16 protein-coding genes are annotated in these 12,602 nt (G+C 72.7%); 15 read left to right on the top strand and 1 reads right to left on the bottom strand.

The genetic code is table 11. The features are described 5' to 3' along the window. Positions 1-160: 160 nt before the first annotated feature. From flgB to P5G50_RS02985, 15 genes are all read left to right on the top strand, one after another. A complete protein-coding gene (gene flgB / locus P5G50_RS03055) occupies positions 161-502 on the top strand; it encodes a flagellar basal body rod protein FlgB (protein WP_301211637.1) in 342 nt (113 codons plus the stop codon). A gap of 12 nt (positions 503-514) precedes the next feature. Continuing rightward, on the top strand, positions 515-907 hold the full coding sequence (locus P5G50_RS03050) for a flagellar basal body rod protein FlgC (RefSeq protein WP_301211636.1): 393 nt from the start codon (positions 515-517) through the stop codon (positions 905-907). Further along, positions 907-1,215, top strand: coding sequence for a flagellar hook-basal body complex protein FliE (gene fliE / locus P5G50_RS03045; protein WP_301211634.1), 309 nt, complete (start codon positions 907-909; stop codon positions 1,213-1,215). Before P5G50_RS03050 ends, fliE begins: the two co-directional genes overlap by 1 nt. Continuing rightward, positions 1,215-2,819, top strand: a complete 1,605-nt coding sequence (gene fliF / locus P5G50_RS03040) for a flagellar basal-body MS-ring/collar protein FliF (RefSeq protein WP_301211632.1) — start codon at positions 1,215-1,217, stop codon at positions 2,817-2,819. The genes fliE and fliF overlap by 1 nt, the downstream gene beginning before the upstream one ends. Further along, positions 2,816-3,841 (top strand): flagellar motor switch protein FliG, encoded by a 1,026-nt coding sequence (fliG, locus tag P5G50_RS03035; protein WP_301211630.1) that lies wholly within the window; start codon positions 2,816-2,818, stop codon positions 3,839-3,841. The genes fliF and fliG overlap by 4 nt, the downstream gene beginning before the upstream one ends. Further along, positions 3,831-4,433 carry a FliH/SctL family protein gene (locus tag P5G50_RS03030; protein WP_301211628.1) on the top strand — a complete coding sequence of 201 codons (603 nt, stop codon included), beginning with the start codon at positions 3,831-3,833 and terminating at the stop codon, positions 4,431-4,433. The genes fliG and P5G50_RS03030 overlap by 11 nt, the downstream gene beginning before the upstream one ends. 23 nt (positions 4,434-4,456) lie before the next feature. Next, the gene (locus tag P5G50_RS03025; protein WP_301211910.1) at positions 4,457-5,794 is read left to right on the top strand and encodes a FliI/YscN family ATPase; all 1,338 of its coding nucleotides are present in this window, start codon (positions 4,457-4,459) and stop codon (positions 5,792-5,794) included. Next, on the top strand, positions 5,794-6,258 hold the full coding sequence (locus P5G50_RS03020) for a flagellar FliJ family protein (protein ID WP_301211625.1): 465 nt from the start codon (positions 5,794-5,796) through the stop codon (positions 6,256-6,258). Before P5G50_RS03025 ends, P5G50_RS03020 begins: the two co-directional genes overlap by 1 nt. Then, positions 6,255-6,977, top strand: coding sequence for a C40 family peptidase (locus P5G50_RS03015; RefSeq protein ID WP_301211623.1), 723 nt, complete (start codon positions 6,255-6,257; stop codon positions 6,975-6,977). The genes P5G50_RS03020 and P5G50_RS03015 overlap by 4 nt, the downstream gene beginning before the upstream one ends. Before the next feature lie 764 nt (positions 6,978-7,741). Beyond that, positions 7,742-8,365 (top strand): flagellar hook-length control protein FliK, encoded by a 624-nt coding sequence (locus P5G50_RS03010; RefSeq protein WP_301211621.1) that lies wholly within the window; start codon positions 7,742-7,744, stop codon positions 8,363-8,365. 22 nt (positions 8,366-8,387) lie between these two features. Continuing rightward, positions 8,388-8,906, top strand: coding sequence for a flagellar hook capping FlgD N-terminal domain-containing protein (locus tag P5G50_RS03005; RefSeq protein ID WP_301211619.1), 519 nt, complete (start codon positions 8,388-8,390; stop codon positions 8,904-8,906). 28 nt (positions 8,907-8,934) lie between these two features. Continuing rightward, positions 8,935-10,107, top strand: a complete 1,173-nt coding sequence (locus P5G50_RS03000) for a flagellar hook protein FlgE (RefSeq protein WP_301211617.1) — start codon at positions 8,935-8,937, stop codon at positions 10,105-10,107. A 36-nt stretch (positions 10,108-10,143) separates the two neighbouring features. Then, positions 10,144-10,539, top strand: a complete 396-nt coding sequence (locus P5G50_RS02995; RefSeq protein ID WP_301211615.1) for an ArsR/SmtB family transcription factor — start codon at positions 10,144-10,146, stop codon at positions 10,537-10,539. Next, on the top strand, positions 10,536-11,576 hold the full coding sequence (locus tag P5G50_RS02990) for a cation diffusion facilitator family transporter (protein ID WP_301211613.1): 1,041 nt from the start codon (positions 10,536-10,538) through the stop codon (positions 11,574-11,576). Before P5G50_RS02995 ends, P5G50_RS02990 begins: the two co-directional genes overlap by 4 nt. Before the next feature lie 26 nt (positions 11,577-11,602). Next, entirely contained in the window at positions 11,603-12,109 is a 507-nt protein-coding gene (locus P5G50_RS02985; protein ID WP_301211611.1) for a hypothetical protein, read from the top strand. 6 nt (positions 12,110-12,115) lie between these two features. Here the strand turns inward: P5G50_RS02985 and P5G50_RS02980 are convergent, their stop codons facing one another. Then, positions 12,116-12,529 (bottom strand): arsenate reductase ArsC, encoded by a 414-nt coding sequence (locus tag P5G50_RS02980; protein WP_301211609.1) that lies wholly within the window; start codon positions 12,527-12,529, stop codon positions 12,116-12,118. Positions 12,530-12,602: the final 73 nt, after the last annotated feature.

The raw sequence follows: 12,602 nt of genomic DNA, 5'->3' as shown, positions 1-12,602 counted from the left end.
ATGAAACTGTGGGATCCGCGCGCCATGCGCGTCCCCCGAACACGGGGAGAGGGGCACCGCTAACGGCGGAGGGGGAGCGGCCGATAGAACGGTTCGAGCACGGATCGCTCGCCGACCAGGCCACGGATGGGCCGCCCACGACCACCGATGGAGTGCAGCAGTGCTCGAATCCGTGACCGGCGCCGCCCTCGCGAGCGCCCTCGACGGCCTCGCCGCTCGTCAGCGTGCGATCGCCAACAACATCGCGAACGTCAACACCCCCGGCTACACCGCCGAACGGGTGTCGTTCGAGGACGCGCTCGCCGCGTCCGTCGCCCAGGGCGACGGACGCACCACCGCGACGACGCAGCGCTCGCTGGAGCCGACGCGCCTCGACGGCAACAACGTGAACCTCGACACCGAGACCCTCTCGAACATCGACACCGTGCTGCGCTTCCAGTTCGCCTCCCAGGCGGCCGGCGGCCAGTTCTCGGCGATCCGCGCCGCCCTGAAGACCAACTAGCAGGAGACGATCATGACGTTCGATGCGATCGGGATCGCGGGCACGGGGCTCACCCTGCACCGCAAGTGGCTGGACGCCGTCTCGGACAACCTCGCCAACATCAACACCGCGAAGCCCACCGACGGCGCCGCCTTCCAGGCGCGCTACGTCGTGGCGCAGGAGGGCGCCGGCGTCTCAGGCGCGTACGTCGCGGGCGCCGAGTACGGCAGCGCGGAGGGCCGGATGGTCTACGAGCCCGACAACCCCCTCGCCGACGACAAGGGCTACGTGCGCTACCCCGACATCGACATGTCGGAGCAGATGGGCGCCCTGATCATGGCGCAGCGCGGCTACCAGGCCAACGCCTCGGTGGTCGACCGCGCCAAGGAGACCTACCAGGCCGCGCTCGAGATCGGGAGGAACTGATGCCCATTCCGGCGATCGGCGGCGTCGGCGGCATCGACGCGACCACCTCCGCGCTCTCAGGGGCCTCCGGCGTGTCCGGGAGCGGGGGAGCGGGCTTCGGCGACGCGCTCACGGGCGCGATCGACAACCTCCAGCAGCTCCAGGGCCAGAAGGATGCGCTGGCGATCCAGGCCGTCACGGGGAACCTGGATGACATCCACCAGGCGACCCTCGCCTCCACCCGGGCCCAGGTCACCCTCGAGCTCGTCGCCGGCGTGCGCAACAAGGCCGTCGACGCGTTCAACGAGATCATGCGGATGCAGGCCTGATGCCCCAGCAGGTGACGAGCTTCTTCCGTCGGCTCGGCGACACGATCCGCGGGTTCTCGATCGCGCAGCGCGTGATCGCGATCATCGGCGTGGCCGTGGTGGCGCTCGGCGTGACCGGGCTCGCCATGTGGGCGTCCCAGCCCTCGTACACGCCGCTGTTCTCGGGCCTCCAGGCGTCCGACGCGTCGGCGATCGTGGACCAGCTGCGCACCGACGGCGTGCCGTACGAGCTGACCGACGGCGGCGCGACCATCCTCGTGCCGCAGCAGAAGGTGTATGACGAGCGGCTGAAGGCGGCGTCCGCCGGCCTGCCGACGTCCACCACCACCGACGGGTACTCGCTGCTCGACAAGATGGGCGTCACCTCCTCGGAGTTCCAGCAGTCCGTCACCTACAAGCGGGCGATGGAGGGCGAGCTCGCCAGCACCATCGGCGCGATGAAGGGCGTCAAGACCGCGTCGGTCCGCCTCGCGATCCCCGAGGAGACGGTGTTCTCGGAGGAGAAGAAGGACCCGACCGCTTCCGTCTTCGTCGAGACGCAGAACGGCGTCTCGCTCAGCAACGACCAGGTGCAGGCGATCGTGCACCTCACCAGCGCGGCCGTCACCGGCATGAAGCCGACCGACGTCGCCGTGGTCGACGCCGACGGCACCGTGCTCAGCGCGGTCGGCTCCGGCGCGACCGGGGGAGCGGACAAGCAGGCGTCCGACTACGAGTCGCGCGTGAAGAACGCCGTGCAGCAGATGCTCGACAAGGTCGTGGGCCCCGGCAACGCCACGGTCGCCGTGGCCGCCGACGTGAGCTCGGAGTCGGCGCAGCGCACCGAGGAGTCGTTCACGACCCCCGAGAACGCGCCGTCGCTGAGCGAGTCGACGCAGTCCGAGACCTACACCGGGACCGGCGGCGGTGGCGCCGCGGGCGTGCTCGGGCCGGACAACATCGCGGTGCCGAACGGCACGAACGGCAACGGCAGCTTCAGCTCGTCGTCGACGACCAAGGACAACGCGGTCGACAAGGTGACCGAGCAGCGCACCATCCCGGCCGGCGCCGTCACCCGGCAGACCGTCTCGGTCGCGCTCAACTCCGACGCGGTCGGCGTGAGCGCGAACGAGATCCGCAACCTGGTGACCAACGCCGCCGGCATCGACACGGCGCGCGGCGACGCGGTCACGGTCGCCATGGTTCCCTTCAGCACGGCGGGGGCGAAGGAGGCCGCCAAGGCGCTGCAGGAGGCGCGCGACGCCGCGGCGGCCGACCAGCTGACCGGCATCATCCGCACCTCGGTCATCGCGGCGGCCGTCCTGGCGGCGGCGATCATCGCCTTCGTCCTGTACCGGCGCAGCCGTCGCCGCGCCGCCGAGCAGGCCGCGCTCGAGGCGGAGGCGGCGCAGACCCTCCAGCTCGACGCCGCAGCCTTCCCGATGGCGCTCGAGCAGCCGGCTCCGCCGACCGTGCCCATGCAGCTCGACCCGGTGCCCGACCCGACCGCCCCCGAGGTGGAGGCCGACCGCCGCCGCGCCGAGATCGAGGCGCTTGCAGAGCGCGACCCGCAGCGCACCGCCGAGTTCCTGCGCAGCCTCATGGATGACAGGGCCGGCGTATGACCGACGTCCGCAACCAGAGCCAGCTCAGCGGCCCGCAGAAGGTCGCGATCGTGCTGATGAACATGGACCAGCAGCGCGCGGCCCAGGTGATGAAGCAGTTCTCGGACGAGGAGGCCGACGAGATCACGGCCGAGATCCTCCGGCTGCGCCGTGTCGACCCGAGCGTCGCCGAGAAGGCGCTGGGCGAGTTCCACGACCTGGCGACCCGCGGGACCGTGGGCGCGCGGGGCGGCCGAGACATCGCCGTCGGCCTGCTGGAGGCGTCGTTCGGCGCCGAGCGCGCCACCGGCGTGCTGAACCGCGTCGCGTCGAGCATGGCGGGCAAGCAGTTCGAGTTCCTCGACACCGTCGAGCCGTCGCAGGTGCAGATGCTCCTCGCGGGCGAGCTGCCGCAGACCAGCGCGCTCGTGCTCGCGCATCTCCGCGCCGACCACGCCTCGCGCATCCTGAGCGGGCTGGACGAGGAGACGCGGACCGAGGTCGCGCACGCCATCGCCACGATGGGGTCGCCGAGCCCCGACGCGGTCCGGGTCGTGGCCGACACCCTCAAGCAGCGGGCCGGCGCGGTCGTCGCGGCGCGCACCTCCACGGATTCGGTGGGAGGCGTGCAGCCGCTCGTCGAGATCATCAACCGTGCCGACGCCGCCACCGAGAAGGCGCTGCTGGAGGCGCTGGAGCGCCGTGACCCCGAGCTCGCGGACGAGGTGCGCTCGCGCATGCTGACCTTCGAGGACATCGTCCGGCTGGAGGCGCGCGACGTGCAGCAGGTGCTGCGCGGCGTCGACGCGGCCGTGCTCGCCGTGGCGATGAAGGGCGCGCCGTCGTCCGTCGAGCAGGTCATCGTGGACAACCTGTCGGAGCGCAACCGCGAGGTGCTCGCCGACGAGGTCCGCCTCCTCGGCCCGGTGCGGATGTCGCAGGTCGAGGACGCCCGCGCGGCGATCGTGCGCGCGATCCGCGACCTGGAGGCCACGGGCGCGATCACCGTGCAGCGCGGGGACGAGGACGCGTATGTCGAATGACGTCGTCTTCTCGCCGCTGACCGTCCCGGTGCTCGCCGAGACGGAGCAGGAGCACGCCGCCCTGGAGGCCGCGCGGGCGCGCGGTTTCGCCGCCGGGTATGCGGAGGGCCTGCGAGTGGCGGCCGACGAGCAGGCCGCATGGCTGGCGCGGGCGGAGGAGCGGCGTGCACGGGAGGCCGAGGCGGCCGAGCAGCGGGTCGCACAGCTCCTCCGGGCCCTGCGCGCGGCCGCCGTGGAGGTCGGCGAGGCGACCGTCCCGGTGCTGGCGGACGCGGAGGAGACGCTGATCGCAGCTGCTTTCGAGCTCGCCACTGCGGTGGTCGGCGTCGCGCTCGAGGACCGCGTGGCGGCGGCGCGGGCGGCGGTCGTGCGGGTGCTCGACGCGGCGGCCGCCGACGGCCGGGCGGGCATCGTCGCGACGGTGCGCATGCACCCCGCGGATGTCGCCGCTCTGGCGGGGGAGGAGCTGGGCGTGCACCTGGTGCCCGACCCGGCGCTCGCCCCGGGCGACGCGACCGGCGACCTGCCGGACGGCTGGCTCGACGCGCGCATCGGCGCGGCGCTGGAACGGGCGAAGGAGGCACTGTCGTGACCGCGGCCCTGAGCACTGATCTCATGGAGGCCGCGTCGCGCATCCCCCGCTGGGACGGTGCCCTGCGCGCAGCCGCCGTCGAGCGCGTCGGCCGCGTGACGGCCGTCGTCGGGCTCGGCGCCGAGATCGAGGGCGTGCCGGCGGCGATCGGCGACCTCGTGGTCATCGGGGAGCGGCCGGGGGTCCACGCGGAGGTCGTGGCGACCACGGCCTCCACCGTCCGCGTCATGCCCTACGGCAGACTGACCGGCGTCGCGGCCGGAGACCCGGTGCGTGCCGTGCGCTCGCCGCTGCTGGTGCCGACCGGGCGCGGACTGCTCGGCCGCGTGATCGACGCGCTCGGGCGGCCGGTCGACGGCCGCGGCCCGATCGAGCCGGACGGGTTCGTGCCGCTCGACAACCGCGCGCCGGATGCCATGCGCCGCGCGCGCATCCTGCAGCCGCTCGGACTGGGCGTGCGTGTGCTCGACACGATGACGGCCGTCGGGCGGGGACAGCGCCTCGGCCTGTTCGCCGGGTCGGGCGTCGGCAAGTCGTCGCTGCTGTCGATGATCGCCCGCGGCACCGAGGCCGACGTCTCGGTGATCGCGCTGGTGGGGGAGCGCGGGCGCGAGGTGCGCGAGTTCCTCGAGGACGACCTCGGGCCTGCCGGTCTCGCGCGGTCGATCGTCGTCGTGGCCACCTCGGACGAGCCCGCCGTGATGCGCCTTCGTGCGGCCTTCGCGGCGACGAGGATCGCGGAGTCGTTCCGCGACGAGGGCGCGGACGTCGTGCTGATGATGGACTCGCTCACCCGCGTGGCCATGGCGCAGCGCGAGATCGGGCTCTCGGCGGGCGAGCCTCCCGCGACCCGCGGCTATCCGCCGTCGACGTTCTCGCTGCTGGCGCAGCTGCTGGAGCGCGCGGGCACGGGCGAGCGCGGCTCCATCACCGGTCTCTACACGGTGCTCGTGGACGGGGACGACCACAACGAGCCGATCGCCGACTCCGCGCGCAGCATCCTGGACGGGCACGTGGTGCTCGATCGGCGGCTCTCCGTGGTCGGGCACTTCCCGTCCGTCGACGTGCTCGGCTCGGTGTCGCGGCTCGCGTCGCGGGTGACCACGCCGGAGCAGAAGGCGGCGGCGACCGCGCTGCGCAGCATCCTCGCCGCCAAGGTCGGCGCGCAGGACCTGCTCGACGTCGGCGCGTACAAGCCGGGGACGAACCCCAAGGTGGACGCGGCGGTGGCCCACGAGGACGCCATCGACGGGTTCCTGCGGCAGGGCATCGGCGAGCCGGCCCCGGCCGCCGAGTCGTGGGCGCGGCTGAGCGCCCTGGTCGGGCTGCTCGGCGTCGGCCGGGCGACGGGAGGGGTCTGATGGCACGGGCGTTCGCACTCTCGGGGCTGCTGCGGCTGCGGCAGATCGAGAAGGAGCACGCGGCGAGTGACCTCGCGGCCGCCAACGCGTTCCGCCGCGCCGCTGCCGACCGGCAGGCGCGCGCCATCGCGGAGCTGCACGCGGTGCCCGCCGACGCCACCGACGCGAGCACGATGTTCGCGCTGGCGGCGGCACGGGCCGCCAGTCGCAGCATGCTCTCGGACCTGACGGCGCTCAGTGCGCAGGCCGAGGCGCAGACAGCGGAGGCGCAGGCCGCCTTCACGGAGGCGAAGAAGCGCGCGGTCGGACTGGAGAAGCTGGAGGCACGCCACGTGGCAGAGGTCGCCGCGGGCGACCTGCTGGCCGAGCAGGCCGCCGTGGACGAGGTCGCGACAGGCGCATGGCTGCGCGAGCGGACCGCGGGACGGGCTTCGGGACGGGCTTCGGGAGGGGCGGACTCATGACGATGACGGAGGCGATCGGGCGCATCGCGCAGATCCAGGCGACCATCGCGCAGCTCGACGGTGCGACCGGGGCGACGGGCGCTGCGGGGCGCGCGGCCGCGGTCTCTGGGGCGAGTGCGGGCTCGGCCTCGGTGGGTGCAAGTGCCGCGGCGTCGGCGACGGACTTCGCAGACGTGCTCACGCAGGCGCTGGGATCGTCGTCGGTCACCGGCGCGGGCGCCGCACCGTCGGCGGGCGGCGTCACCGGGGAGGATGTCGTCGCGGACGCCAAGAAGTACCTCGGCGTGCCGTACGTGTTCGGCGGCACGACCTCCGCCGGTATCGACTGCTCCGGCCTGGTGCAGCGTGTCTACAAGGACCTCGGCATCGACGTTCCGCGACTCGTCTCGGGCCAGTCGACCGTCGGCACGGAGGTGCCGTCGATCGCGCAGGCCCAGCCGGGCGACCTGATCGTGACGAACGGCGGCGAGCACATCGTGATCTACGCGGGCGACGGCAAGGTCATCCACGCACCCAGCGAGGGGCGGAACGTGAGCCTGGTGGATGCGTGGATGGACGACTCCGACATCGTGACCATCCGGCGGCTGGTACCGCAGGCGGCGGCGCCCGCAGCGTCCGCGACGGGCACCGCGTCCGTTTCGACCGCGCAGGCGGACGCGCTGCGGAGCCTGTTCTCGTCGATGCTCTCCGGCGGGTCGTTCTCGGGAGTCTCGCTGTGAGCCCCGCGGCTGTGGCGGCGGCGCCCGTTCCGACCGGTGCGCCGGCCGGCGGGGCCTCGGCGGCCGGGAAGCCCGGCTCGGGCAGCGGGGGCGGCGACGCGTTCGCCGCGCTGCTGGAGGGGGCGACGACGGAGGCCGTGCGCCCGGGTGACGGCAGTGGATCGGGTGCGAGTGGTGCGGCCGGTGCAGGCGCTGGCGAGTCTGAGGCTCAGGGCGTGGTCAGCGCGCCGGACGATCAGGGCGGCGAGGGAGACACGACCGCGACGGCCGGGACCGACGCGAGCGCCGCTGCGGCCATGAGTATGCCGTTCGCGGTACCCACGCCGGTGGACCCGACCGCGGTTCCTCCGACGGCCGTCCCCGCGTCGGCATCAGCGCCTGCGATCGCCGCGAGCACTGCCGTCGTCGGGGATGCGGCGCCGGTCGTGCAGACTGTATCGCCCGCGCATGCCGCTCCCGGAATGCAGGCTCCGAATGCAGCGTCCGCTCCTAAGCAGCAGGCGGCCTCCGTCGCTGCGCAGGCGGCTCCCGTCGAGATGTCCAGCACGCCACCGGTCGTGGCCGCAGTTGCAGAACCGGCTGTGCCGGTTACCGGCGCACGTCCGCCGCTCAAGGCCGGTCAGGACAAGGCGGGAGCCCCTTCGCAGGTCGCGGCGGACCTCCCTTCGTCGGCAGGTGACGACGGCTTGCAGCTTCTGTCGGCCCCGCGGCCCGAGCCCGTCCTTGCCGCCTCTTCATCGATACGCCAGGATCCTCCGTCGCATATGCCGCTCTCGGCATCCACTGACGACGCGGCCCCGGTCGGCCCTCGCGCCGAGCCGTCGCCGACCGTCGCTCAGCCCGCGGCGGCGCCGGTAGCGCCCGGCCCGGCGGTCGCACCGCAGCCTCCCGCGGCGACCGCACCCGTTGCTCCCACCCTTCCTGCCGCACCGGCCGCCGCCCCGTCGCAGACGGCCCACCCGACGCTCGACACGCAGCTCGCGCGACCGGTGTTCACGCTGGCCACGGCGGGTCGTGGCGAGCACGTCATGACCGTGCACGTCACGCCCGACACGCTGGGGCCGGTGACCGTCCGAGCCCACGTCGGCGCGGAGGGTGTGCGCGTCGAGCTGTTCGCGCCCACGGATGCGGGGCGGGACGCTCTGCGCGCGATCCTTCCCGACCTCCGCCGCGACTTCAGCGGCAGCGGCCTCAGCGGCTCGCTCGACCTGTCGTCGCAGAACCAGCCGGGCCCGCAGCAGGACGCGCAGGAGCGGCGCGCTTTCGGCTTCGACGCTCCCACCGACCCGCAGGGGGACGCTCCCCGCGGGCGTGAGCAGCGCGCGGCCACGGCCTCCCTCGTCCCCGTGCCCGGCGCCGCCGGCCACTCCATCGACCTGATCGTCTGACACCACCAAGAAGGGAGCCGCCATGGTCGACGCCGTCACCGGGACCGACAAGGTCGGGGCCACCGGGATCTACACCACGCAGCCCACCCGCGTGCCCAAGCAGACCCTCGACAGCGAGGCGTTCATGCAGCTGCTCGTGACCCAGCTGCGCAACCAGGACCCGAGCTCGCCGATGGACACCAACCAGATGATCTCGCAGACCACCCAGCTGGCCGTGATGGAGAAGCTCACCAACATGGACACCACCAGCCAGGAGGCCTTCGCGCTGCAGATGCGCTCGGCCGCCGCCGCGCTGATCGGCCACACCGTCAGCTACCTCGACGCCAACGGGGACACGCAGACCGGCGTCGCGTCGTCCGTGTCGTACGCGGGCGCGGTGCCCATCGTCACCGTCGGGGACAAGAAGATCAACCTCGACGCCATCCTCGGCGTGGTGCCGGCGGCCCAGACGCCGCCGACGCCGGACACGCCGGACACACCATCTTCGCCGGACACGCCGTCGACCTCCGACACCCCGGCCGCGTCCTCCGCGACCGCCTGACCTCCCTACCGACCAGAAAGGCAGCGCCATGCTCCGCTCGCTCTACTCCGGCATCTCCGGACTCCGCTCGCACCAGACCATGCTCGACGTCACCGGCAACAACATCGCCAACGTCAACACGACCGCGTTCAAGTCCTCGGCCGTGCAGTTCCAGGACACCCTCTCGCAGCTCGTGCAGGGCGCCGGCGCCGCGCAGGCGGAGACGGGAGGCACGAACCCGGCCCAGATCGGCCTCGGCGTGCTGGTGGCCGGCATCTCCACCAACTTCACGCAGGGCGCCGCGCAGGCGACCGGCCGCCCCACCGACATGATGATCAACGGCGACGGCTTCTTCGTCGCGAACGTCGGCGGCGAGAACGTCTACACCCGCGCCGGATCGTTCGACCCGGACTCGCTCGGCCGCCTGGTCGGCCCCGGCGGCGCGATCCTGCAGGGCTGGAACGCGGTCAACGGCACCATCCAGCAGGGCGGCGCGCTGACCGATGTCACCATCCCGCTCAAGTCGGTCGCCCCGGCGTCCGCGACCACCGGCGCCAACGTGACCGGCAACCTCCCCTCGGACGCCGCTGACGGCACGCAGCTCGTGCGCGACATCTCGGTCTTCGACGCGAACGGCACCGAGAGCAAGCTCACCCTGACCTTCACCAAGGCCGGTAACGCGTGGAACGTGGTCGGCACGGGCCCGAACGGCGCCACCGCGAACGGAACGGTCACCTTCAACAACGGCGTCCTGACGGGCGGCGGCACCCTCGCCATCGGCCCCGTCACGGTCGACCTGTCGAAGGTCTCCGGCTTCTCGGGCCTCACGACGGTCGCCTTCGGCACCCAGAACGGCCGCGCGGCCGGAACGCTGGAGTCCTTCACCCTCTCGAAGGACGGCACGATCATCGGCCTCTACTCCAACGGCGACAAGCAGGCCGTCGCCCGTATCGCGCTGGCCACCTTCGTGAACCCGGGCGGCCTCGAGAAGGCCGGCGGCTCGACCTACCGGGCGACCGTCAACTCGGGCGCGGCGCAGATCGGCGGGCCGGGCGAGGACGGCCTCGGCAACCTCCAGGGCGGCTCCCTCGAGATGTCGAACGTCGACCTCTCGCAGGAGTTCACCAACCTGATCGTGGCGCAGCGCGGCTTCCAGGCCAACGCGCGCATCATCACGACGTCGGACGAGGTGCTGCAGGAGCTGACGAACCTGAAGCGGTAGTTTGCGTCTCCCGCGTCGGCATGTTTGTATCTGCGTATGGATGCAGATAAGCCGATATGCGGGAGGCTGCCCGACAGCCAGTTCGTCGAGCAGGCCGTCGAGGTGTTCGGCATGCTCGCCGATGCCACGCGAGTGCGGATCATCCTCGCCCTGCGCGACGCCGGCGAGCTCTCGGTCAATCACCTCGCCGACATCCTCGACAAGCCGTCGGCCGCGGTCTCGCAGCACCTCGCGAAGCTCCGGCTGGCGCGGATCGTCGCGACGCGCCAGCAGGGGCAGCGGGTGTTCTACCGGCTCGAGAACGAGCATGCGAGCCGGCTGGTGTCCGACGCCATCCTGCAGGCGGAGCACTCGCTGGGTGGAACCCCGCGGCACCACCACGCGGAGGCGGCGCTTCAGGACGAGGCGGTCGCCGGCGGGGAGGCACGGTGAGCGCGGGCGTTGACGGGCATGGTCACTCGCACGAGCACGGGCACGCGCACGCGCATGAGCACGGCCACGAGCACTCCCACGAGCACGGCCACGACCATCCCTCCGGCATCCGCGGATTCCTCCACGAGCTCTTCGTCCCGCACTCGCACGACGCGGCCGACTCCATCGACGATGCCCTGGAGGCGAGCAATGTCGGCGTGCGTGCGCTCGTCATCAGCCTGGTCATCCTGCTCGGCACGACCCTGCTTCAGCTCGGTGTGGTGCTGATCAGCGGTTCGGTCGCGCTGCTGGCGGACACGGTCCACAACTTCTCGGACGCGCTGACCGCCATCCCGCTCTGGGTCGCCTTCGTGCTGGGGCGCCGCGCCGCGACCAGCCGGTACACGTTCGGGTTCGGTCGCGCGGAGGATCTGGCCGGGCTGTTCATCATCGCGGTCGTCGCGCTGTCGGCCGTCGTGGCGGCGTGGCAGTCGATCGACCGCTTCGTGCACCCGCAGCCGCTGCACAACCTGTGGTGGGTGGTCGCGGCGGGTGTGATCGGCTTCGCGGGCAACGAGGCGGTCGCGATCTACCGGATCCGGGTGGGCCGGCGGATCGGGTCCGCCGCGCTCGTCGCCGACGGTGTGCACGCCCGGATCGACGGCTTCACGTCGCTGGCCGTGGTTCTCGGCGCGCTCGGCGTGATGGCAGGGCTGCCGTGGGCGGACCCGGTCGTCGGCCTGCTGATCTCGGCCGCCATCCTGATCCTGCTCTGGGGCACCGTCCGCAGCATCGGCCGTCGCCTGATGGACGGCATCGAGCCGGAGCTGGTGCACCGGCTGGAGCACGCGCTCGCAGGCACGGAGGGCGTGCTCGCGGTGCCACGGGTCCAGTTGCGCTGGATCGGACACCGCCTGCAGGGGACGGCGACCGTCGTCGTCGCGGCGACCGGATTGGCCGAGGCGCAGGACATCTCAGCGGCGGCCCGCCGGCACGCCTCCGGTCACCTCCGCAACCTGGACGACCTGACGGTGGAGGTGCAGGCGGCGCAGCGCTGACCGCCCGACCCCGCTACGGTCGAGACGTGACCAGCGCAACCGAACCGGGCACGCTCGACGTCGGCGGGCTCACGCGCTCCGAACTCCGGGAGGCGTTGGAGGCCCGCGGCGTCCTCCTCAACGCCTACGCCGAACAGCTGCTCGAGCACTCCGTCTTCGATCGGCGCGAGGCCGAGCCGGTCCACATCGTCGAGCGGGATGTCGCCGACCTGCGTCCGAGTGGCGGCACCCTGTCCGAGGTGTTCGCCGCCGCGCAGAAGCAGGGGCTCGCGCTGTGCCCGCCCGACACCGGCCCGTACCTCCGGCTGGCGCTGGACTCGCAGGCCGAGGCTCCCGACTCCGTGCTGTCGGCGGGGAGGTCGCCGGCGGGCGCGATCAAGGTCGCCGCGGCGCCGCTGAGCGAGGACGACGAGTACCCGAAGGGCTTCTACCTCCGGGTGGTGGACGGTCGCGAGTGGTTGCGCGGGTACCGGTGCGACGGGGAGTACCGATTCGAGCCGGGGGACAGGTTTGCGTTCCGCACGGCGGGCTGAGCGCGCTCAGTCGGCCGGCGTCAGCTCCGCGACCAGCGCCTCCACCCGGCGGCGGATGTCGTCGCGGATCGGGCGGACCTGGTCGAGGGGGAGTCCGGCCGGGTCGGTCAGCTCCCAGTCCTCGTAGCGCTTGCCCGGGAAGATCGGGCAGGTGTCGCCGCAGCCCATCGTGATGACGACATCGGACTCCCGCACGGCCTCGGTCGTCAGGATCGCGGGCGTGTTCGCCGTGATGTCGATGCCCTCCTCTGCCATCGCCTCCACCGCGACGGGGTTGAGGCGGTCCGCGGGCTCGGACCCGGCGGAGAGCACGTCGACGCGGTCGCCGGCGAGCTCGCGCAGGTAGCCGGCGGCCATCTGCGATCGGCCGGCGTTGTGCACGCAGACGAACAGGACGGCGGGGCGGGAGGGGGTGGTCATTGTCTCTCTTCGTGTCGAGGTGCGGGGGTGTCGGGGTGGGGCCGCCGCCGGGCCGGGTGGCGCGGGCGGCGGC

The sequence above is a fragment of the Leifsonia williamsii genome (assembly GCF_030433685.1).
Classification (GTDB): Bacteria; Actinomycetota; Actinomycetes; order Actinomycetales; family Microbacteriaceae; genus Leifsonia; species Leifsonia williamsii.
This window is presented reverse-complemented; position numbering and strand designations above follow the sequence as displayed.